Genomic DNA, 21,729 nt, shown 5'->3' on the forward strand with positions numbered 1-21,729 from the left:
CGGTCTCCGTTTCCCGGGGGCCCCGAACGGGCCCCCGGGAAATATCACTGCCCCAGGTCTTGCGTTCCCCCCTACTTCACCGCTTTGTTGTACGCCTCGATCGGCGCCCTCACGGTGCCCGCCGCGTCCGTCATCGCCTCGTCGGCGCTCTTGGTGTCCGTGATCGCCGCCTCCAGCCCGTCCTCGGCGGCCTTGCGGGCCTGGGGCATCACGCCGAGCGCGCAGCCGGCCGACGCCACCGACGGCGGCAGGTCGTGCAGCTGGGTGACCGCCGTGCCGAACTGCGGGGCGGCGTCGATGACCGCCTTGCGGTTGACGGGTACGTACCCGGTGCCTGTGTGCCACTGGGCCTGCTGGGTCGGCTGCACGGCCCACTTCGTGAACTCCCACGCCGCCCGCTGCTCGGCGGCGGAGTGCCCGACCCCGTCGATCCACAGTGAGGCCCCGCCGATCACCGGCCCGCCGGTCGACGTCTTCGCCACCTTCGGGAACGGGGCGGTCGCCACCGTGAACTTGCCCTTCGCCGCGTCGAGGTAGCCGCGCAGCGTCGAGGTGGACTCCAGGTGCATGGCGACCGTGCCCGACTTGAAGGCTGCCTGCGCGTCATCGGTCTTGCGGCCGGTGTTCGTGGCGTTGCCGGACTTCACCAGGTCGGCCCACCACTGGGCGATCCGGATGCCGGTCGCGGAGTCGAAGGCGACCTTCGTGGCGAGGCCGGAGCGGCCGTTGCCCTGGTCGCAGTACTGCTCGGCGTTGGTCGCCAGGAGTTGCTCGACGAACCAACCGTAGATGGCGGCGTTGAAGCCGTACTGGGTGACCTTGCCCGAGGCGTCGCGGACGGTGAGCTTGCGCGCGTACTCGGAGATCTCGTCCAACGTGCGAGGGGGCTTGTTGACGTCGAGGCCGGCCCGGTCGAACGCCTCCTTGTTGAGGTAGAGGAGCGGCGTCGAGGAGTTGAAGGGCATCGACTGGAGCTTGCCGCCGACCGTGTAGTAGTTGGCGATGTTCGGCTCGAGCTCGTCCAGGGCGAACTTGTCGGAGTCCACGAAACTCTGCATCGGCACGGCCTGCTTCGAGTCCACCATGAACCGGGTGCCGATGTCGTAGATCATCACCAGAGCCGGCGTGTTCTTCTGCTGCACGGCCGCCTTGTACTTGGTGACCGTCTCGTCGTAGCTGCCCTGGTACACCGGACTGATCTTGATCTTTCCGGAGTGTTCCTTGTTGAACGCGCTGGTCAGCGCCTCCAGGGCCGTCGCGTTGGCGCCCTTCATCGAGTGCCAGAACTCGACGGTCGTCTCGCCCTTGGCGTTGGCGAGCGCGTCGGCCCCGGGCGCGTTCGTCGGCGCCTGGGCCTTGGGCGTGCTGGTGCACGCGGCGGCGAGGCCGAGAACCAGGAGGAGCGGCAGCAGTCTTCTTTTCACGGGCGAGCCTTTCTACTGGACCGCACCGGCGGTCAGACCACGGACGATGTGCCGCTGCCCGAAGATCACGATGGCGAGCGTGGGCAGCAGGGAGAGCACGACCCCGGCGAGGATCAGGCCGGGCGAGGCGGCCTCGGCGTCGTTGAGCTGGGACACCCCGATCTGCAACGTCTGGTAGGACGGGTCCCTGACCAGCAACAACGGCCAGAGAAACTGGTTCCAGGCCGTCAGGAACACGTACACCCCGACGGCGGCGATCGCCGGCTTGGACAGCGGCACCAGGATCCGGAACAGGAACCGCAGGTGCCCCGCGCCGTCCATCGCGGCGGCGTCGCGCAGCTCGGCGGGGAACTGCCGGAAGCTCTGCCGGAGGAGGAAGGTGCCGAAGGCGCTGGCGAGAAAGGGCAACACCAGTCCGAGGTACGTGCCGGGGCCCCGTGCCAGGCCCCAGTCGGAGATCCGCAGGTAGTTCGGGATGATGATCGACTCGACGGGCACCATCAGCGTGGCCAGGAAGCCCCAGAACACGAACCTCGGCAGCCGCAGGTACACGAACGCGTAGGCCGCCAGGACGCTGGTGAACAGCTGGCTGACCGTGATCAGCCCCGCCTGGATGGCCGAGTTGGCGTACTGCCTGGCCAGCGGCACCGCGCTCAGCACCTCGCCGAAGTTGCCGGGCCGTATCCCATTGCGGGGGAACAGGGCCGGCGGGCTCAGGTCGCCCGGCACCATGACCGAGCCGGCGAACGCGTAGTAGACGGGGAACAGCACGGTGGTCGCCGCGAGTCCCAGGACCAGGTAGACGGGCAGTTTCCTCACTTGTAGTGCACCCGCCTCTCCAGGACGCCGAACTGCACGGCCGTGCACGCCAGCACGATCACGAGCAGCACGATCGCCCGCGCGCTGGCCCCGCCGAAGTCGGAGGAGCCGTACGCGAAGGCCTTCTCGTAGATCGAGTACACGAGGGTGGTGGTCTGTCCGTTGGGGCCGCCCTTCGTGAGGACGTGGATCTGGCCGAAGCTCTGCAGCGCGTGGATCGTCGAGACCACGACCAGGAAGAACAGCTGCGGGGTGAGCAGTGGGACGTGGATGGCGCGGGCCAGTCGCCAGCCGGTCGCCCCGTCGAGGCGGGCGGCCTCCACCACCTCGGCCGGGATCGAGCCGACCCCGGCGGACAGCACCAGGACGTTGTACCCGAGGTTCATCCACACGGTGGTCGCCGCCACCGAGACCAGGGCCATGCGTGGATCGGTCAGCCAGTCGACCCGGTCGGCGCCGAGCTTGCCGAGGGCGGCGTTGGCGATGCCGACGGCCGGGTTGTAGATCACGGCGAACACGACGCTCGCCGTGGCGACGCTGAAGGCGAACGGCAGCGCGAACACGGTGCGCAGGAAGCGCACGCCCCGGATCCTGGCCTCCAGCAGCAGCACGACGAACAGCGCGCCCACGACGGCCGGCAGCACGGACAGCACCGTGAACCCGAGGGTCACCAGCAGCACCTGGCCGAACTCGGGATCGGCGAACATCTCCGTGAAGTTCAGCGGCCCGACATACTCGCTCGGCCTGCCGAACAGATCGTTGCCGTGCAGGGACAGCACGATGGTCTGCCCCAAGGGCCAGAAAACGAACAGTCCAAACCCGACAAGGGACGGCAGGATGAGGGCCCAGCCGAGCGCAGGGGTAGAGCGACGCGCTGGTGGGGACATGGGGCTCCTGTGACCAATATGGCTACCGGCGGGTACATCCTGTCGGAAACTGTCGGTGGGGGCCAGCACTATGGAGCCGCGGATATTTAAGAAGTTGACGTGATGTCACAGTGATGTCACCATGCTGCCAAGTATGGACGTCGGAGGATGTAGTGATCATTGAGACAGTGGGGCTGAAGAAGACCTTCAGTTCCCGAAAGGGAGACGTCGAGGCAGTCCGCGGCGTCGACCTCGCCGTCGAGGAGGGGGAGATCTTCGGCTTCCTCGGCCCCAACGGCGCCGGCAAGACCACCACGCTGCGGATGCTCGCCACCCTGCTGGAGCCCACCGGGGGCACCGCCACCATCGCGGGGGCCGACCTGCGCAGACAGCCCGGCGACGTCCGGGCCCGGATCGGGTATGTCGCCCAGGGCGGCGGCACCTGGGACGAGGTCAGCGCCCGCGAGGAGCTGATCTACCAGGGCCGGCTGCACGGCATCAACCGCACGGAGTGCAAAGCGCGTGCGGAGCACGCCATCGACGCGTTCCAGTTGGGCGAGTTCGCCGACCGCAAGACCAAGACCTACTCCGGCGGCCAGCGCCGCAGGCTCGACATCGCGCTCAGCCTGATGCACAAGCCGAAGCTGGTGTTCCTCGACGAGCCCACTACCGGGCTGGACCCGCAGAGCCGCGCCCACATGTGGGGCGAGGTCCGCCGCCTGCGGGACGAGGGCATGACGGTCTTCATCACCACCCACTACCTGGACGAGGCCGACGCGCTCTGCGACCGGATCGCGATCATCGACCACGGCCAGATCGTCGTCACCGGCGGCACCGACGAGCTCAAGCGCCAGGTGTCAGGTGATGTCGTCCTTGTCGGGCTCACCGCAGCCGACCGGGAGACCGCGGAGACCGCCATCAAGCAGGAGAGCTACGTCCGCGAGGTCGAGACCACCGAGTCCGGCCTCCGGTTGTACGTGGAGGACGGCTCCGCCGCTCTCCCGCACCTGCTCCGCCTCCTCGACGGCAAGGCCATCCCGCTCAGCTCCATCGAGCTGCACAAGCCGAGCCTCGACGACGTGTTCCTGCGCCAGACCGGCCGCTCGCTCCGTGAGGGAGACAACGCGTGAAACTCCTCCGTGACACCTGGCTCGTCTTCGCCCGGCAGATGGCCCTCCTGCTGCGCAACCCGGTCTGGGTCATCGTCGGCATCATGCAGCCGCTGTACTTCCTGTACCTCTTCGGCCCGCTGCTCACCAAGGCGCTGCAGGCCCAGCTCCCGCCGGGGGCGCCGGAGTCGGCGACGTACCAGTTCTTCATCCCCGGCCTGCTGATCCAGCTCGCCATGTTCGGCTCGATGTTCGTCGGCTTCGCGCTGGTCGCCGAGCTCCGGCAGGGCGTCATCGAGCGGATGCGGGTCACCCCGGTCAGCCGGCTCGCCCTGCTCCTGGGCCGGTCGGGCCGCGACATCGTGATGCTGCTCTTCCAGTCGCTCGTGATCGTGCTGCTCGCGCTGCCGCTCGGGCTCAAGGTCGAGCTGGGGAACCTGGCTCTGGCCCTGGGGCTGCTGGCCCTGATCGGGCTCCTGATGTCCTCGTTCTCCTACGCCATCGCGCTGATCCTGCGCAGCGAGGACGCCCTGGCCCCGCTGCTCAACACGATCAGCATGCCGATCTGGCTGCTCTCGGGCATCCTGCTGCCGATGACCTTCGCTCCGGGCTGGCTGTCGACGATCTCCAAGTTCATCCCGTTCAAGTGGGCCGCCGACGCCGCCCGGCAGCTGTTCGCCGGCAACCCCGGCGACCCTGCCGTGTGGAAGGGCCTGGTGTCCGTGGCGGTGCCGACCCTGCTGTGCGTGATCTGGGCGAGCCGGAAGTTCGCCAAGTCCGTGCGTTAGTTTCGCTACACGGTTGCGAAAATGCACGCCCCTGGCGCTAGCGTCAGGGGCGTGCCCCGTCTCCTGCGCGACCGTCTGACCTGGCTGAGCTATGCCCAGCTCGGCATCTGGGGTTACTTCCTCTACGCCTTCGCCCCCGTCGTCCCGTTGCTCCAGGACGAACAGGGCACCACCAAGTTCGTCGCGAGCCTGCACGGCAGCGCACTGGCCGTCGGCTCGATGGTCGGCGGCGGTCTGGTGTACCCGTTCCTTCTCCGCCGGTTCGGCCGCGGCCGGGTGGTGTGGATCGGGCTGGCCGGGGTCGCGGTCGGCGTCACGGCCCTGGTGCTGTCGGAGCCACTGCCCCTGACCATCGGCGCGACCCTGTTCACGTCCGTGTTCGGCATCGTCGTGGTCAGCTACGTCGCGCCGGCCCTCGCCGACATGCACGGCCCGGGCGCCCCGGCCGCGATCAGCGAGGCCAACGCCATGGCGTCGGGACTGGGCGTCATCGCACCGGCCGTGGTCGGCGCCGCGGTGGCCCTCGGGTACGGCTGGCGGCCGGCGCTGGCCGTGACCGTCCTGCTCATCGCTGGCCTCGCGCTCTACGCCAGGGTCACGCACACCGCGACCGTGACCGGCGGGTTCGCCGTCGTGCACGGTGACCGGCCCGGCCGGTTGCCCCTCGCGTACTGGCTGGCGTGGGTCGTGCTCGCCGTGTTCGGCGCGGTCGAGGTGTGTCTTACCCAGTGGGGTAGTACCGTGCTTCGGGATCACGCCGGCATGTCTGATGGCGCGGCGGCCGGCAGCATCTCCGCGGTGATCGGTGGCATGTTCCTCGGCCGGCTCGTCGGCGGCCGGCTCGGGCTGCGGTACCGGCCGGTGACCCTGCTGCTCGGCTCCGTGGTCTTCGCCCTGGCCGGGTTCGCGCTGTTCTGGACGAGCACCGTCCCCGCCCTGGCCATCACCGGCCTGGTACTCGCGGGGCTCGGCATGTCCGTGCACTACCCGATGGGCATCGCGCTGGCCATCGACGCGTCCGGCGGGCACCCGGACCGGGCGACGGCACTGTCGTCGTACGCGATGGGCGCGGCCTTCGCGGTGACGACCTTCATCCTGGCCCCGGTGGCCGACCGGATCGGGACCCATCGAGCGTTCCTGCTGCTACCGATCCTGCTGGCAGTGGGGGCGGTGTGCGTGTGGCAGGCGGGCCGCCGACTGCCCACCCGGGCAGAGGTCGCCGTCAGCTAGTCGGGGTCCACAGGTCGGTGACCGGGACGCCCAGGTCGGCCAGCATCCGCCGGAACAGCGGCAACGACAGGCCGAGCACGTTGCCGTGGTCGCCCTCGATGCCGTCGACGAACCAGCCGCCGTACCCGTCGAGGGTGAAAGCGCCCGCGACCCACAACGGCTCGCCGGTGGCCACATAGGCGTCGATCTCGGCCTCGGAGACCTCGCCGAACCGGATCACGGTGCCCGCGACGGCGTTGACCTCGCGGTCGCCGCGCACCAGGTGGTGGCCAGTGTGCAGGACGCCGGACTTGCCGCGCATCCGCAGCCACCGGTCGCGGGCGTCGGCGGCGTCGGCCGGCTTGCCGTAGACCTCGCCGTCGAACTCCAGCACCGAGTCGCAGCCGATCACGAGCGCGTCCCCCGCTGCGGCCGCGACCGCCCGGGCCTTCAGTCGGGCCAGTTCGCCGGCCACGTGCGCCGCCGGGCCGGTCACGACGGACTCGTCCACGCCGCTCACGACGACCTCGGGATCGAGGCCCGCCGACCGGAGCAGGGCCAGGCGGGCGGGGCTGGCGGACGCCAGGATCAGACGAAGCATCGGGGGATCGTAACCCGCACAACGAATCGCCGTTGAGGCGGGAAAACACGCAACGGATCACCGTTATTGAGCAACGAAGCGCAATGGATTTCTGCCGGGGCGTTGCCTACCGTTTGGGCATCAGGTAAAGGATCTCGCCCCGGAGGATCAATGAAGCTCCAGCCCAGGCACTACCTCATGTGCCGCCCGTCGTACTTCACCGTCGAGTACATCATCAACCCGTGGATGGACCCCGAGGTGCCGACCGACACCGCCCTCGCCGTCGCCCAGTGGGAGAAGCTCGTCGAGATCTACGGGCAGCTGGGCCACAAGGTGGACTTCATCGACCCCATCCCGGGCCTGCCGGACATGGTCTTCGCGGCCAACGGCGCGACCGTCGTCGACGGCCGGGTGCTCGGCGCCCAGTTCCGCAACGTGCAGCGCGCCGACGAGGGCCCGGCCTACTCGGCCTGGTTCGAGTCCGCCGGCTACGACGTCAAGGCCCCCAAGCACGTCAACGAGGGCGAAGGCGACTTCCTGGTCACCGAGAACTTCATCCTCGCCGGCACCGGCTTCCGCACCGACCCGGGCGGCCACGCCGAGGCGCAGGAGTGGTTCGGCCGCCCGGTCATCTCGCTCCAGCTGATCGACCCGCGCTACTACCACCTCGACACGGCGCTGTTCGTGCTCGAGGCCGACCAGGTGGCGTACTTCCCGGGTGCCTTCAGCCCCGGCAGCCAGCAGGTCCTCGCCCGGCTGTTCCCGGAGGCCCTGCTCGTCAGCGCCGAGGACGCGGCCGTGTTCGGCCTCAACTCGGTCTCCGACGGGCACAATGTGATCGTCCCGCCGCAGGCCACGCAGCTGATCGCCGACCTGACCGCCCGGGGCTACAACCCGATCACGGTCGACCTGTCCGAGCTGCTCAAGGGCGGCGGCGGACCCAAGTGCTGCACCCTGGAGATCCGGGCATGATGACGATGGACGCCGTGGAGTACGCCGAGCGCCACACCGCGCACAACTACCACCCGCTGCCGGTGGTGATCGCCGACGGCGAGGGCGCGTGGGTGACCGACATCAACGGCAAGCGCTACCTGGACTGCCTCGCCGGCTACTCCGCCCTCAACTTCGGCCACCGGCACCCGGCGCTGATCGAGGCCGCGAAGGCGCAGCTCGACCGGGTGACGCTGACCTCCAGGGCGTTCATCCACGACCAGTTCGGCCCGTTCTGCGAGGAGCTGGCCGAGCTGTGCGGCAAGGACCTCGTGCTGCCGATGAACACCGGTGCCGAGGCCGTCGAGACCGCGATCAAGGTCGCCCGCAAGTGGGGCTACCAGGTCAAGGGCGTGCCGCACGACAAGGCGAAGATCATTGTCGCGGAGAACAACTTCCACGGCCGTACCACGACGATCATCTCGTTCTCGACCGATGCCGACGCGCGGGCCGACTTCGGCCCGTACACCCCGGGCTTCGAGGTCGTGCCCTACGGCGACCTCGACGCGCTGACGGCGGCCATCGACGAGAACACCGTCGCGGTCCTGATCGAACCGATTCAGGGCGAGTCGGGGGTACTCGTGCCCCCGCCCGGCTACCTCGCCGGCGTCCGCGCCGTGACCAGCGCGAACAATGTGCTGTTCCTGTGCGACGAGATCCAGTCGGGCCTCGGCCGGACCGGGCGCAACTTCGCCATCGAGCACACCGGCGTCGTCCCGGACATGTACATCCTGGGCAAGGCCCTCGGCGGCGGCGTCGTGCCGGTGTCGGCGGTCGCGGCCAACCGGGACGTCCTCGGCGTGCTCAAGCCGGGCCAGCACGGCTCAACGTTCGGCGGCAACCCGCTCGCCTGCGCGGTCGGCCGCGCGGTCGTCGGCCTGCTGCGCACCGGCGAGTACCAGGCCCGGGCCACCGACCTGGGCAAGCAGCTGCACGCGGGGCTGGAGAGCCTGCTCGGCCACGGCGTCGTCGCGGTGCGCGGCCAGGGCCTGTGGGCCGGGATCGACATCGACCCGGCGCTGATGACCGGCCGGCAGGCCTGCGAGAAGCTGATGGACCTGGGGGTGCTGGTCAAGGACACCCACGGGTCCACGATCCGGCTCGCGCCGCCGCTGGTCGTGACGGGCGACGAGCTCGACATGGCCGTGGACAAGCTGCGCGCGGTCCTGGGCTAGCTGCTCTGACGGGGAGCGGCGTCACCTCCGGGTGACGCCGCTCTTTCGTTGTCCCCGGCGGGCTGGTGTCATGTCGGCCGCTGCCCGGCGCGGCGGCCGGGCGACCCTAGACTCGGTGCGTGACTGACAGCGATGACCTGCGCGCCCGGCTGGCCACGTTCACGGCCGACCGGGACTGGGGCCAGTTCCACCGGCCGAAGAACCTGGTGATGGCCCTGGCCGGCGAGGTCGGGGAGCTGGTCGCCGAGTTCCAGTGGCTCACGCCGGAGGAGTCCGAGGCGGTGATGGCCGATCCGGCGCACGGGGCCCGGGTCCGCTCGGAGATGGCGGACGTGTTCGTGTACCTGACCCAGCTCGCGATGCGCCTCGACATCGACCTCTACGAGGTGGCGCACGAGAAGATGGACGAGGTCGAGGTCCGCTACCCGCCGGGCGTGGTCCCGCGCTCAGCGGGCCCGACGGCTCCCTCTGTCGAGGACTGACGCTCAACTACACGTGACCGGCCAGAACGTGTAGTTGAGCGAACGAGGGTCAGCGGGGCAGGGCTGAGGAGCGCCAGTCCCGTCGCGGGGCCGGCATGGCGCTGGCCCGCCACGGGGTGAAGCCCGTTACCGGGGCCTCCTCCGTCGCGGCAGGCCGGGAGGAGAGGACCGCCACCAGGGCGGCCAGCTCCTCCGGGGTCGGGTTTCCCGACACCGTGATCGCGGGCGCGGTGCCCGCCGGCCCGCCGGCCTCGGCCCCGGTCACAGCGGGATGTTCCCGTGCTTCTTCGGCGGCAGCGTCTCCCGCTTGCCCCGCAGCGTCCGCAACGCCTTCACCAGCTGCACCCGCGTCGACGACGGCGGGATCACCGAGTCGATGTAACCCCGCTCGGCGGCCACGTACGGATTCGCCAGCGTCTCCTCGTAGTCCGCGATGAACTGGGCCCGGGCAGCCTCGGGATCGGCGGCGGCGGCCAGTTCGCGGCGGTAGAGGATGTTGACGGCGCCCTGCGCGCCCATGACAGCGATCTGGGCGGTGGGCCAGGCGAAGTTCAGGTCGGCGCCGAGGTGCTTGGAGCCCATGACGTCGTACGCGCCGCCGTAGGCCTTGCGGGTGATCACCGTGAGCTTGGGGACCGTGGCCTCGCCGTACGCGTAGATCAGCTTCGCGCCGCGCCGGATGATGCCGTCCCACTCCTGACCGGTACCGGGGAGGAAGCCCGGCACGTCCACGAAGGTCAGCACCGGGATGTTGAACGCGTCGCACGTGCGCACGAAGCGCGCGGCCTTCTCGGAGGCGTCGATGTCCAGGCAGCCGGCGAAGTGCATCGGCTGGTTGGCGACGACGCCGACCGGGGCGCCCTCGATCCGGCCGAAGCCGATCAGGATGTTCGGGGCGAACAGGGGCTGGACCTCGCAGAACTCGCCGTCGTCCAGCACGGCCTCGATGACCTTGTGCATGTCGTACGGCTGGTTGGCCGAGTCCGGGATCAGGGTGTCCAGCGCCCTGTCCTCCTCGGTGACCTCCAGGTTCGCCGGCGCGTCGAAGACCGGGGCCGGGTCCAGGTTGTTCGACGGGAGGTAGCTCAGCAGCGTCTTGACGTACTCGACGGCGTCGTCCTCGTCGCTGGCCAGGTAGTGCGCCACGCCCGACTTGGTGTTGTGCGCGCGGGCACCGCCCAGCTCCTCCATGCCCACGTCCTCGCCGGTGACCGTCTTGATCACGTCGGGGCCGGTGATGAACATGTGCGAGGTCTGGTCGACCATGACCGTGAAGTCGGTGATCGCGGGGGAGTACACCGCGCCGCCCGCGCACGGGCCCATGATCAGGGAGATCTGCGGGATCACCCCGGAGGCCCGGACGTTGCGGAAGAAGATCTCGCCGTACAGGCCCAGGGAGGCGACGCCCTCCTGGATCCGCGCGCCGCCGGAGTCGTTGATGCCGATCACGGGGCAGCCGGTCTTCATCGCCAGGTCCATCACCTTGACGATCTTCTCGCCGAACACCTCGCCGAGGGAGCCGCCGAAGACCGTGAAGTCCTGGGCGAACACGCACACCGGGCGGCCGTCGACCGTGCCGTAGCCGGTCACCACGCCGTCGCCGTAGGGGCGGTTCTTCTCCTGGCCGAAGTTCGTCGACCGGTGCCGGGCGAACTCGTCCAGCTCCGTGAAGGAGTCCTTGTCGAGCAGGGCCTCGACCCGCTCACGGGCGGTCTTCTTGCCGCGGGCGTGCTGCTTCTCCACGGCACGGGCGGAGCCGGAGTGCACGGCCTCGTCGTACTTGTGCAGCAGATCGGCGATCTTGCCGGCGGTCGTGTGGCGGTCGGGAGCATCGGTCACGCTGCTGATCCTAGGGTGTTACCCATGAGTGAGTTCAAGGAGTTGGACCGGCCGCCTTTGCGGCAAACGGAGTTAGTTCGGTCACTCCTGCGCCCGGGATCGATCTGGACCAACATCGAGGTACTCCACGAAACGGGCTCCACGAACGCCGACCTCGCCGCCCGGGCCAGGGCCGGAGCCCCCGAGGGCACGGTGCTGATCGCCGAGCGGCAGACCGCCGGTCGCGGCCGGCTCGACCGGCGGTGGGAGTCCCCGGCCCGGGCCGGGATCGCGCTGAGCCTGCTGGTCCGGCCCACCGCACCGATGGCCCGGTTCAGCTGGCTGCCGTTGCTGGCCGGGGTCGCCCTGGTCGACGCGGTGGGCGTCGGCGGGCTCAAGTGGCCCAACGACCTGCTGATCGAGGGCCGCAAGTGCGCCGGCATCCTCGCCGAGGTGGTCGACGGGGGCGTCGTGATCGGGATCGGGCTGAACGTCTCGCTCCGGGCCGACGAGCTGCCCCGGCCCGACGCGACCTCGCTGGTGCTCGAGGGCGCGCCCGTCACCGACCGGGGGCCGCTCGTGAAGGCGCTGCTGCGGGCCTTCGAGATCCGCTACACGGCCTGGAACGACGCCGCGGGGGACCCGGTGGCCAGTCGGCTGCTCGCGGAGTACCAGGAGAAATGTGTGACGCTCGGGCAGACCGTGCGGGCCGAACTTCCCAGCGGGGGGTCACTCACCGGCACCGCCGTGGAGATCGACGGTGACGGTCGGCTGGTGCTGGAGCACGACGGCGGTCGAATCCCCGTCGCGGCGGGTGACGTGGTGCACGTCAGGACCTAGACTCAGCGCGTCCACGCCGCGACATCACACTTCTGGAGGCTGGCGGTGGCGTTCCCCGACGAGGTCCTCGCCGACGATGAGCAGGTCGTCGTCCACCTGCACCCGCACTGGAAGACCATGGTCCGGCCCGGCCTGGTGCTCCTGCTGGTCGCCGGAGCCCTCGGGTTCGCGGCGTTCGCGCTGCCCAACGAGGGCTGGGCGCACATCCTGCTGATGGTCCTGGCGGCCTTCGGCCTGATCGCGCTGCTGGTCTGGTTCCTGGTGCCGTTCCTGCGCTGGCGGACCACGCACTACGTGTTCACCACGCACCGGGTGCTGCTGCGCGACGGCATCCTGTCCCGGCACGGCCGGGACGTGCCGCTGAGCCGGATCAACGACGTGTCGTTCTCGCACAACGTGCTCGAGCGGATCCTCGGCTGCGGCACGCTCGTGGTCGAGTCGGCCGGCGAGAACGGCCAGGTGATCCTGAAGGAGATCCCCAGCGTGGAGCAGGTGCAGAGCACGCTCTACCAGCTGGTGGAGGACGACCACGACCGCCGCGCCACAGCCGACGACGGCAGCTAACCCGGAACCCATTTTCGATAGACACCAGGATGCGCCCAAGCCCGCGCAGCGGGCGCTACCTGGTGCCGGCCATCTCGGGGGACGGGTCGACGGCGGCCGGGGCCTGCCGGAAAACGAATGTCCGGTAGGCCCAGAACCGGAACAGCGTGCCCAGAACGAGACCGACGACCTGGGCGGCGTTGTAGGCGGCGGCACCGTCGAAGCCGAGGCCGTACTTCGTGCCGTAGGTGACGAGGGCTGAGATGCCCATGCCGACCGCGTTGAAGAAGAAGAACAGCGCGTATTCCCGGCGCAGCGAGGCGCTCGGCCGGTGCCGGTAGGTCCAGAACCTGTTCATCAGGTACGCGAAGATCGTCGCTACCAGTGAGCCCGCGGTGGACGCCTTGACCTCGCCGTGCTGGAGCACGGTGTGCAGCAACAGATTGCCTACGCCGAGGCTGACGATCGTGTTGAACACGCCTACGACGCCGAACTTGGCGACCTCGCGGGCGAGGCCGTGCCACCGTTCGGGGATCAGGTTGAGGATACGACGCACCGACCAACCATACGGGGTATGGAGAAATCGCGTCAGTGACCTGTAGCTGGGAGAACTGTGAGGATACTCTCCGCTATCGGCCGGCGTCGCTACGTCGCGCGAACTCAGGCGGCCCGGTCGGCTTCCGCCGCCGGCGCGAACACCCAGCGCCGGTACGAGTAGAACCGGAACAGGGTGCCGAGGACCAGGCCGAAGACGTTTCCGGCGATGAAGTCCGCTGTCGTGGTGTGGAAGACCCCCGGCCACGCGGAGCCCAGCGCCGAGTGGCTCAACCACAGGCAGCCCAGGGCGATCCCGAGCCCGATCGCGTTGAACAGGAAGTACAGCAAGTACTCACGGTGAAGGCCTGACTTCGGGCGGTCACGCCAGGTCCAGAACCGGTTTCCGGCGAACGCCAACGTCGCGGCGATGGCCACAGCCACGATCTTGGCCACGTACGTGTTCCAGTGGAGCCCGAGCAGGAAGAGATACACCCCGGAGTCCACGAGATATGTGAGCCCGCCCACCACCCCGAACTTGCCCAGCTCGCGGACGAGGCCGGCGAAGCGGTCCCACAACCGCGACACGAAGTTCCGCGGTGGGGTGGAGGCAAGCTCGGTCGACATCGTTGGGATTCTACCGGTTGACGGTCACCGCCAGCAGTCCGAGTTCCATCGGGTCCTCCCCGGGGCGCAGGGTGAGAACGGACGCGCCGGACAACCCGGCCCCGAACCGGGCGACGTCGACGCCGTAGGTGCGCCAGTCGTCCCCCTCCAGGGCGGTCGCCGAGCGGCTGTGGCCCACGTTCGTGGCGAGCGTCGTCGGGCCCAGGGCCAGCTCGTCCCCCTCCAGCGGGGCGTCGCCGTCCCAGAGCAGCAGGTCGGCGCGGACCGAGGAGCCGGCGACCCGGACGCTCAGCGGATCGTGCCGCAGGGCCGTCGGTCCCTGGTACACGGCGACGTCGCTGGGCGGGCCGGCGGACTCGTAGACGACGGCGAGGCCCCAGCCGGCGTACTCGCCGCTGCCCGTGGGCAGGCCGCTCGCCGACACCCACACCTCCCCGCCGCGCACCAGGTCGGTGACCTCGGCGTAGGCCTGGCCCAGGGACCGGTACCCGTTGGTCACGGTGCTCCGGCCGTCGGCCGCGACCTTCGTGCCGTTCAGCAGGACGGTGGTGGGGGCCGCCCGGTTGGAGGTGGCCCAGTACAGGCCGGCCCAGCGGATCCTCGCCCCGGCCGGGACCGTCAGGCGCGCCCCGCTGGAGCCCTGCTCGGGGCCGGCCGGCGCGCCCGGGGCCCGGTACGGGGCCATCACCGCGTCCTGGTTGTCCTCGGCCACCGAACGGCACCACGGCCTGGGTAAGCAGGACAGCAGCGTGTTACCGGCGAGGGCGACGGCGGCGGGGGCGCCGGAGGTGGCGTACCCGACCCGGGTGCCGGTCGGGGCGACGGCGACCCGGACGTCCGCCGAGCCGCGCCGGCCGAGGCCCGTCACCGACAGGTGGACCGGGTAGAAGCCCGAGGCGTCCGGGGTGACCGTGAGGCGGACCCGGGCGGTGCTGGACGCGCCGGGGGGTAGTGGGGGTCTCGTACACGTCACGGTGGTGGTCTTCGCGCAGGTCCAGCCGTCGCCGGCGTCCGGGGCGGTGAGGGCGAACTGCGGGGGGAGGTCGAGGATGAGGGTGACGGGGGTCGGGGCGGATTCGGCGCGCGGGTCGCGGTCGCCCGGGTCGACGGGGCCGAAGCCCGCGGCCTCCGCCGTCGGCTCCCACGCCGCTGGCCCGCCCGGGCCGAAGGCCGGGGCCGACTCCCGGCGCGGCTCCGTCACATCCCGGATGTCCAGGTTGATGGAGCGCGCCACCGTCCCGGCCGGCCGCGGGTCGCGCACCGTGACCGGTAACTCGCCCGGTCCGCCGGCCGACAACCCGCCCCCGTCCAGGGCCGGCGCCACCTCGAAGTCCCCCGGCACCGGCTCAGGGGCGGGCGCGGGTGGCGTCGGACTGGGGCGCGGCTCGGGCTCCGACTCGGTCGGCGGGGGCTGCACCGCGGGCGGCGGAGGGAGGACCACCGGCGGGGGCGGCACGACGACCGGCTGCGGCACCGTCGGGCCGAGGGCCGCGTCCGGCGGCGGCTTCTGCTCGCCGGAGACCAGGATCAGCACGAGGACGGCGGCGACCACCGCGGTCGCCCCGCCGCCGATGGCCAGGTTGCGGTTGCCGATCCGCCGGACCCACGCGACCGCCGCGAACCAGTGCGCCGCGATCCAACCCCCGACCGCGATCTTGGTGCCGGAGGCGCTCAGTCCCAGGTACCCGGCCGTCGCGCCGCCGAGCACCACCGGCCCGATCACGACGGGCAGTCGCGAGTTGATCTCGACGAGTTCGAGCTGGCGGAGCGTGCAGCCGGCACAGCCGTTCAGGTGCCGCTGGACCTTGCCGAAGTCCCGGCTGGCCAGCCCGCCGCGCACGTACGCGCCGAGCCGCTCCGCCGACCAGTGGCACTCTTCCGGGCTCTCGGCCAGGTGTTCCTGCAGGTAGATCTGCTTGAGCCGCTCCCGGGCCCGGTACGCCAGCGCGGACACCCCGTTGGGGGTCAGTCCGAGCAGCGGCGCGACCTGGGCGGGGGACTCGCCCTCGACCTCGGTGTGCCAGAGCACCATCCGCCAGCGTTCGGGGAGCTTGGCGAACGCGCGGGCGGCGTACGTCTGCTCGGCGCGGGTCACCACCGGGTCCTCGAACGTCTCGCCGTGGTCGATGACGTTCATGTCGTCGGTGAGCAGCAGCTTCCTGTCCCGCTTGGCGCGGTCGTAGCAGACGTGCCGGAGGCTGGTCAGCAGGTACGCCCGGAACGCGTCCTTCGGCCCCCCGCCCCGGCGCAGCGCGACGAGGACCTTCGCGAACGCGTCGGCGACCAGGTCCTCGGCGTCGGCGGTGTCGCGGACCAGCACCCGGGCGAGCCGGCGCGCGGCTCCGACGTGCCGGCTGTACAGGTCGCTGTAGGCGGTGGAGTCGCCCTTGCGGGCCGCGACGACGAGTTCGGCGTCGCTGACCGGAGTATCGACAGTCATGGGTAACCTTCGGCTCGGGGTCCGACCCGTGCAACGCGGCACCTGTACCGAGGGATATGCCTCTGTCTAATTAGTCCCAAATGTCGACACGACCCCGCTCGGCCTCCTCCCATCGGGCACCGCCTACGCTGAGCAGCGATGGACGCGCGAACAGGACTCCCCGTGGTCGGCATGGTGGGCGGTGGCCAGTTGGCCCGCATGACCCACCAGGCGGCGATCGCCCTTGGCCAGTCACTCAAGGTGCTCGCGGCGGCACCCGACGACGGGGCTGCGCTCGTCGCCCCCGACACCGAGATCGGCCTGCACACCGACCTCGACGCGCTCCGCCGGTTCGCCAAGGGCTGCGACGTGGTGACGTTCGACCACGAGCACGTGCCCACGGAGTACATCCGGACCCTCGCCGCGGAGGGCGTCAAGCTCTTCCCCGGCGCGGACGCCCTGGTCGCGGCCCAGGACAAGCAGGTGATGCGCGAGCGGCTCACCGAGCTGGGCGCGCCGATCCCGCGCTGGGCCCCGGTGGGCACATTGGCCGACCTCGTCGACTTCGCCCAGGGCGAGACCGTGATCGTCAAAACCGCCCGAGGGGGGTACGACGGCCGCGGCGTCTTCGTCGTCTCCGACCCGGCCGAGGTCGTCCCGATGATCGACGCCGGTACCCGGCTGATCGTCGAGGAGAAGGTCGACCTGGTCCGGGAGCTGTCCGCCCTCGTGGCCCGCTCGCCGTTCGGCCAGGTCGCGGCGTACCCGGTGGTGGAGACCGTGCAGTGCGACGGCATCTGCGTCGAGGTGATCGCCCCGGCCCCCGGCCTGTCCGCCGAGCGTGCCCTGGAGGCCCAGCAGCTCGCGATCCGGATCGCCACCGAACTGGGCGTCGTCGGCCTGCTCGCCGTCGAACTCTTCGAGACCCCGACCGGCATCATCGTCAACGAGCTCGCGATGCGCCCGCACAACTCCGGGCACTGGACCATCGAGGGCGCGCGGACCTCCCAGTTCGAGCAGCACCTGCGGGCCGTCCTCGACTACCCGATGGGCGACACCACGCTCACCGCGCCCTGGGTCGTGATGGCCAACGTGCTCGGCGGCCCCGACGGCGGGATCTCCGTGGACGAGCGCATCCACCACCTGTTCGCCGAGGACCCGGCAGCCAAGATCCATCTGTACGGCAAGAAGGTCCGGCCCGGGCGCAAGATCGGCCACGTGACGGCGATGGGCTCCGACCTCGCCGAGGTGCGGGCCAGGGCCCGACGGGCGGCGCAGTGGTTGGAAGAGGGCCGGTGAGCCCCGCGACGGCGCGAGGTCCGCTGGTCCGTTGTGGGGCCGCAGCGCCCCGGGTGGCAGGAGGGCGCGCAACGGCGCGCGGCCCGCTGGCCCGTCAGGAATATCGCGGCCCCGTCGGGGCGTAGGGGGACACAATGACTTCTGTTGGCGTGATCATGGGCAGCGACTCCGACTGGCCGACGATGAAGGCGGCCGGCGAGGCCCTCGACGAGTTCGGCGTCGGCTACGAGGTGTCCGTCGTCTCCGCGCACCGCACCCCCGACAAGATGCTCAGCTACGCCCGCGAGGCGGCCGACCGGGGGATCCGGGTCATCATCGCCGGGGCTGGCGGCGCTGCCCACCTGCCGGGCATGGTGGCGTCGCTGACCCCGCTGCCGGTGATCGGCGTACCCGTCCCGCTCCGGCACCTCGACGGCATGGACTCGCTGCTCTCGATCGTGCAGATGCCGGCGGGCATCCCGGTCGCGACGGTGTCGATCGGCAACGCGCGCAACGCCGGACTGCTGGCGGTGCGGATCCTCGGCGTCGGGGACCCGACCCTGCTGAAGAAGATGCAGGACTTCCAGGTGGAGCTGCGCGAACTGGTGGAGCGCAAGGACGCGGCCCTGCGCCAGTCCCTGCTGTAGCAGCTTCGCCACCGGTCCGGGAGGAAGGCCGGCCACACCCTTCCTCACCGGTACGACGCGTACGTCTCCCGCAGCCGCCGCAGGTCCCGCCGGCGTTTCTCGTAGGTCGCCCCGAACCCGATCAGCAGGGCCCCGCCCAGCGCCAGCGGGATCCACTTCGGGGCCCAGCCCCAGATCAACGCCAACTCGTGCACCGCCAGGACGAGCAGCGTCCCACCTCCGATCACCAGGGGCGCGCGCAGCCTGGCCCTGGCCCCGACCACCACGACGACCACGGCCGCCGCGCCGAGGGCGACCCTGCGGACCGCCGAGGCGTCCGGCGGCAGCGACCAGGCCAGCGACGGCAGGAGCGCGGCCAGCAGCCCCGGGCCGTAGCCGACCCAGCTGCGCAGGTCGGGACGCTGCCGCGCCGTCCACGCGCCGAGGCCGAGGGCGGCGACCGCCGGCGGCAGGGTGTACGCCTCCGGCGTCCCCACCCGCGCCGCGCCCAGCAGCAGCCACCAGGCCAGGGTCTCGCTGATCACGGCCGCGAGCGCGTACCACCGGCCGCGGTCCCTGCGCAGTGCCGCCATGCCCACAGCGGCTCCCCACACAGCGCAGCCGATCGCCGCGGACCGCAGGGTCGGCAGCGAGACGACCGCGAGGAACGCCCCGAGCCATGCGAACACCTCGGGCACCACCGCCACCTCGACCGGCCCCCGCGCACTCGGGCCGGCGGCCGTCGCGGCTGCCATTCTGGCGGCTCCCGCCGCGATCCCGAACAGCAGAACAGCGGCCCCGAGCAGCGCGTACTCGCGCCACGGCGCGCCGACTCCCGCCACAACGCACCCGACCGGCGGCAGGGCCAGGAACGCCACCGACCCGACGAGCCACCCCCCGAGCCGCGCGGCGACCGACCGCCCGGCGGCCACCGCCACCGCGCCCGCCACCAGCACGGCCCCGAGCCCTGACAGTGTCCCGGCCCGGGTGGCGAACAGGCTGGCGAGCCCGGCCCCGCTGCCCAGCCCGGCGACAGCCAACAGAACCGCGGCCATCGGCGCGAACCGTTCCAGGCGCACGGCGGCGAAGATCCCGCAGCCGAGGCCCAACCCGAGGGCCACGATCGCCGGCACCGGCCACGGCAGCCGCAGCGCGACCGGTGCCACGAGCAGCACGAGTGAGCCCAGCGGCAGGCCGAGGGAGGTGAGCGCGCGGCGTCCGACCAGCCCGTAGCCGGCGAGGCTCGAGGCGACCGCGACCGCCCCGAGCAGCAGGAGGTCCCGGCCCCCGACGCCGCCGACCAGCGGCAGGGGACCGCCCCACACGTCGGAGAGCTGCGCGTACGGCCGCACCAGCGTGACGGCCAGCGCCGGCAGGGTGCTCACGGCCGCCCACAGCAGCGGCACCGCCGGTCGGGCCAGCAGCCACGGGTTGCGGACGGGCGGGAGCAGGCTGGCGGCGACGCTGAGGACGGCGGCGGAGGCGGCGTACACCGAAGAGGGCTCGTTCGTGAACAGGGTGGCGAAGGCGACCGCCGTGCCGCCGACCGCGACGGCCGTGACGGCCGCGTGCAGGTAGGGGCCCTTGCGCAGGGCCGCGGCCAGGGCGAGGACCAGGGTCGTGGCCGCCATGCCGGCGAGGCCGGCCCACCGGTCGGTGCCGCCGGCCGCGTGGACGGTCACGGCGGCGAGCCCGGGCAGGGTGCTCAGCGCGACCCCGCAGGCCAGCGACCCGACGAGCCGCGCGGGATCCGGTGGCGTGGCGGGTGCCCCGAGGTCCGGTGCCGCGAAGGCCGGGACGTGCTGGCCGAGCACGGCGACCGCCACGGTGACCGCGACGACCCCGGCCAGCCCGACACTCGTCGCCGTCGGCGTGCCCAGGCACACCGCCACCGCGTGCAGCCCCAGCGGCACGCCCCCGAGCAGCCACAACGGCTCCCGCAGGGCGCGCAGCCCCAGGCCGAGCGCCGCGAGCCCGGCCGCGACGGGCACCGTCCAATAAGGAGCGCCGAGCACCGCCGGTGCGCACAGGGCGAGCAGCGCGCCGCCCACGAGCAGTGTGCCGCGCCACCGGCTGACGACCAGCACGGCCGCAGTGGTCACGGCGAGCGCCGCCGGCAGCTGCCAGTCGAGGCCGCCCAACCCGGACACCATTTTCTGGTACGAGCCCGGTGTCGCCCGCCACGCCGGCCACATCCCGGCGATCGCGACCCCGCCGGCGTACAGCGCCGAGGCGAGGGTGGCGGCTCCGGCCGCGCCCGCGGCGACCCCGGTGGCGACGAGCGCACCGGTGCGCCCCGGCCGGGGCAGCCGGCTCGCCCCGAGCAGCAGCAGTGCCGCCCCGGTGACCAGCCCGATCAGGCGGTGGTCGGGCAGTTCGACCCAGATCAGCCGCGCGGCCACGACGACCACCGGGGCGGAGGCGAGCCCGGCGAACACGTCCCGGACGATGCCCCGCCCGGCGAGGGCGGCCGCGGCCAGCACCCCGGCGACGGCCAGGCCGGCCGCGGCGGCCCGGAGCGTGTCGGTCGTACCCCCGTACAGCAGTGGCGGCAGGGCGCACAGCCCGGCGGCGGCGAGCGCGAGCCCACCCAGCGCGGCCGCCGACCAGCGCACCAGCCCCCGGGGTTCGCGGAACACCGGCCAGGCCACGCCCAGGTAGCCGGCGGCGGTGAGCGCGAACGCGACGGACCAGCCGGCGAACGGCGCGTGCCACTGTCCGGCGAGGCAGGGCGCGATCGGCCCGAGGGCGAGCAGGGCCGCGACGGCGGGCGCCCGCAGCCGGGTCACCGCCGCGTACGCCACGGCGGCGCACGTGGTGAGGGCGAACACCCCTGCGGCGTACCCGGCCGGGGGCCAGGGCGTGAACCCGGCGATCCGGGCCGCGTACCCGTCGAGGGGGATCAGCAGGAGTCCCACCGAGGCCAGGGTCTCGGCGGTCGCGGTGAGCTGGCGGCGCGCCAGGAGGACCGGCGCGACGAGGAAGAGGCCGGTGACCCCGGCGAGGAGCAGCGCCCGCCCGGTCAGCCCGAAGGTGCTCCACGCGACGACGACGAACACGATGGCGGCGATGCCGAGGAGGACACCGCCGAGGATGAGCAGCACGTTCTGCGCGGACGCCGCCTTGACGGTGCCGGGGCCCGCAGCGGCGCCCAGGCCCGGACCGGGACCGGGAGTGACACCGGCACCCCCAACCGTGCCGGCAACCGCCCCGGGACCCGGGGCCGTGACCAGCCCGGGAGATCCGCCCGGCCCGGGGAGGGGCACCCCGCCCGGTCGCGGCTGCGCGCCCGGCCCCGGAAAGGGAACCCCGCCCGGCGGATTGCCGGGGAACGTCCCGCCGCGCTCCGCCACCTGCCGGACCCTGAGCTGGTGCAGCAACCGGGTGTGCCGGTCGACCGCCGCGCTCCGGTCCGCCATCGCCGACCCCAGCCGCCCCCGCAACTCGGCGACCGTCGCCGTGAGCGACTGGATCCGGCCCGCGAGGTCGGTCAGCTCGGCGGCGAGCGGGTCGGCGGGCCGGCCGCAGCCGGGACAGCCGGTGGAGCTGTCGGCCTCGGCGCCGCAGCCCGGGCAGGGATAGGTACTCACCGCCCCATCGTC

The 21,729-nt window shown here is 71.7% G+C and carries 20 protein-coding genes; 10 read left to right on the forward strand and 10 right to left on the reverse strand.

The annotated features are described in order from the left end of the window. Positions 1-71: 71 nt before the first annotated feature. Genes IW245_RS32275 through IW245_RS32285 form a run of 3 tightly spaced genes read right to left on the reverse strand, consistent with a single transcriptional unit; the run spans position 72 to position 3,037 of the window. Entirely contained in the window at positions 72-1,424 is a 1,353-nt protein-coding gene (locus IW245_RS32275; RefSeq protein ID WP_197006893.1) for an ABC transporter substrate-binding protein, read from the reverse strand. Between the two features lie 12 nt (positions 1,425-1,436). After that, positions 1,437-2,243 (reverse strand): carbohydrate ABC transporter permease, encoded by an 807-nt coding sequence (locus IW245_RS32280; RefSeq protein ID WP_197006894.1) that lies wholly within the window; start codon positions 2,241-2,243, stop codon positions 1,437-1,439. After that, entirely contained in the window at positions 2,240-3,037 is a 798-nt protein-coding gene (locus IW245_RS32285) for a carbohydrate ABC transporter permease (RefSeq protein WP_197006895.1), read from the reverse strand. Before IW245_RS32285 ends, IW245_RS32280 begins: the two co-directional genes overlap by 4 nt. Positions 3,038-3,285: 248 nt before the next feature. On the opposite strand from IW245_RS32285, the gene IW245_RS32290 reads away from it, so the two are divergent. From IW245_RS32290 to IW245_RS32300, 3 genes are read left to right on the forward strand one after another with little or no spacing between them, the layout of a single operon-like run. Continuing rightward, complete coding sequence (locus IW245_RS32290) at positions 3,286-4,239, forward strand: ATP-binding cassette domain-containing protein (RefSeq protein ID WP_197008790.1); 954 nt, start codon at positions 3,286-3,288, stop codon at positions 4,237-4,239. Further along, entirely contained in the window at positions 4,236-5,006 is a 771-nt protein-coding gene (locus IW245_RS32295; protein ID WP_197006896.1) for an ABC transporter permease, read from the forward strand. Before IW245_RS32290 ends, IW245_RS32295 begins: the two co-directional genes overlap by 4 nt. Positions 5,007-5,057: 51 nt before the next feature. Further along, a complete protein-coding gene (locus IW245_RS32300; RefSeq protein ID WP_197006897.1) occupies positions 5,058-6,236 on the forward strand; it encodes an MFS transporter in 1,179 nt (392 codons plus the stop codon). On the opposite strand, the gene IW245_RS32305 is transcribed toward IW245_RS32300, so the two are convergent. Then, the gene (locus tag IW245_RS32305; protein WP_197006898.1) at positions 6,229-6,816 is read right to left on the reverse strand and encodes a Maf family protein; all 588 of its coding nucleotides are present in this window, start codon (positions 6,814-6,816) and stop codon (positions 6,229-6,231) included. The two genes, IW245_RS32300 and IW245_RS32305, sit on opposite strands and share 8 nt — an antisense overlap. Positions 6,817-6,966: 150 nt before the next feature. On the opposite strand from IW245_RS32305, the gene ddaH reads away from it, so the two are divergent. The 3 genes from ddaH to IW245_RS32320 all read left to right on the forward strand — a co-directional run bounded on the left by ddaH (position 6,967) and on the right by IW245_RS32320 (position 9,442). Next, positions 6,967-7,767: a dimethylargininase gene (gene ddaH, locus IW245_RS32310; RefSeq protein WP_197006899.1), complete on the forward strand. Its 801-nt coding sequence runs from the start codon at positions 6,967-6,969 to the stop codon at positions 7,765-7,767. Further along, on the forward strand, positions 7,764-8,960 hold the full coding sequence (gene rocD, locus IW245_RS32315) for an ornithine--oxo-acid transaminase (RefSeq protein WP_197006900.1): 1,197 nt from the start codon (positions 7,764-7,766) through the stop codon (positions 8,958-8,960). Before ddaH ends, rocD begins: the two co-directional genes overlap by 4 nt. 119 nt (positions 8,961-9,079) lie before the next feature. Next, positions 9,080-9,442 (forward strand): nucleotide pyrophosphohydrolase, encoded by a 363-nt coding sequence (locus IW245_RS32320; RefSeq protein ID WP_233472729.1) that lies wholly within the window; start codon positions 9,080-9,082, stop codon positions 9,440-9,442. 49 nt (positions 9,443-9,491) lie between these two features. Here IW245_RS32320 and IW245_RS41145 read toward each other — a convergent pair whose 3' ends face one another. Further along, positions 9,492-9,707 carry an acyl-CoA carboxylase epsilon subunit gene (locus IW245_RS41145; RefSeq protein ID WP_197006901.1) on the reverse strand — a complete coding sequence of 72 codons (216 nt, stop codon included), beginning with the start codon at positions 9,705-9,707 and terminating at the stop codon, positions 9,492-9,494. Next, the gene (locus tag IW245_RS32330; RefSeq protein ID WP_197006902.1) at positions 9,704-11,281 is read right to left on the reverse strand and encodes an acyl-CoA carboxylase subunit beta; all 1,578 of its coding nucleotides are present in this window, start codon (positions 11,279-11,281) and stop codon (positions 9,704-9,706) included. Before IW245_RS32330 ends, IW245_RS41145 begins: the two co-directional genes overlap by 4 nt. Positions 11,282-11,305: 24 nt before the next feature. Here IW245_RS32330 and IW245_RS32335 point away from each other — a divergent pair, with 24 nt between their 5' ends. Next, positions 11,306-12,100, forward strand: a complete 795-nt coding sequence (locus tag IW245_RS32335; protein WP_197006903.1) for a biotin--[acetyl-CoA-carboxylase] ligase — start codon at positions 11,306-11,308, stop codon at positions 12,098-12,100. A 45-nt stretch (positions 12,101-12,145) separates the two neighbouring features. Further along, positions 12,146-12,664, forward strand: coding sequence for a PH domain-containing protein (locus tag IW245_RS32340; RefSeq protein WP_197006904.1), 519 nt, complete (start codon positions 12,146-12,148; stop codon positions 12,662-12,664). A gap of 55 nt (positions 12,665-12,719) precedes the next feature. On the opposite strand, the gene IW245_RS32345 is transcribed toward IW245_RS32340, so the two are convergent. From IW245_RS32345 to IW245_RS41150, 3 genes are all read right to left on the reverse strand, one after another. Further along, complete coding sequence (locus IW245_RS32345; RefSeq protein WP_197006905.1) at positions 12,720-13,199, reverse strand: GtrA family protein; 480 nt, start codon at positions 13,197-13,199, stop codon at positions 12,720-12,722. Positions 13,200-13,303: 104 nt separating this feature from the next. Next, entirely contained in the window at positions 13,304-13,804 is a 501-nt protein-coding gene (locus IW245_RS32350; RefSeq protein WP_197006906.1) for a GtrA family protein, read from the reverse strand. A gap of 10 nt (positions 13,805-13,814) precedes the next feature. Next, positions 13,815-16,244, reverse strand: coding sequence for a sigma-70 family RNA polymerase sigma factor (locus IW245_RS41150; RefSeq protein WP_231399009.1), 2,430 nt, complete (start codon positions 16,242-16,244; stop codon positions 13,815-13,817). 138 nt (positions 16,245-16,382) lie between these two features. Here IW245_RS41150 and IW245_RS32360 point away from each other — a divergent pair, with 138 nt between their 5' ends. Then, positions 16,383-17,522: a 5-(carboxyamino)imidazole ribonucleotide synthase gene (locus tag IW245_RS32360; RefSeq protein ID WP_197006907.1), complete on the forward strand. Its 1,140-nt coding sequence runs from the start codon at positions 16,383-16,385 to the stop codon at positions 17,520-17,522. A 134-nt stretch (positions 17,523-17,656) separates the two neighbouring features. Next, positions 17,657-18,148: a 5-(carboxyamino)imidazole ribonucleotide mutase gene (purE, locus tag IW245_RS32365; protein WP_197006908.1), complete on the forward strand. Its 492-nt coding sequence runs from the start codon at positions 17,657-17,659 to the stop codon at positions 18,146-18,148. Positions 18,149-18,192: 44 nt separating this feature from the next. On the opposite strand, the gene IW245_RS32370 is transcribed toward purE, so the two are convergent. Then, positions 18,193-21,717 carry an SCO7613 C-terminal domain-containing membrane protein gene (locus tag IW245_RS32370; protein ID WP_197006909.1) on the reverse strand — a complete coding sequence of 1,175 codons (3,525 nt, stop codon included), beginning with the start codon at positions 21,715-21,717 and terminating at the stop codon, positions 18,193-18,195. Positions 21,718-21,729 lie beyond the last annotated feature (12 nt).

This window comes from Longispora fulva (assembly GCF_015751905.1).
Taxonomy (GTDB): domain Bacteria; phylum Actinomycetota; class Actinomycetes; order Mycobacteriales; family Micromonosporaceae; genus Longispora; species Longispora fulva.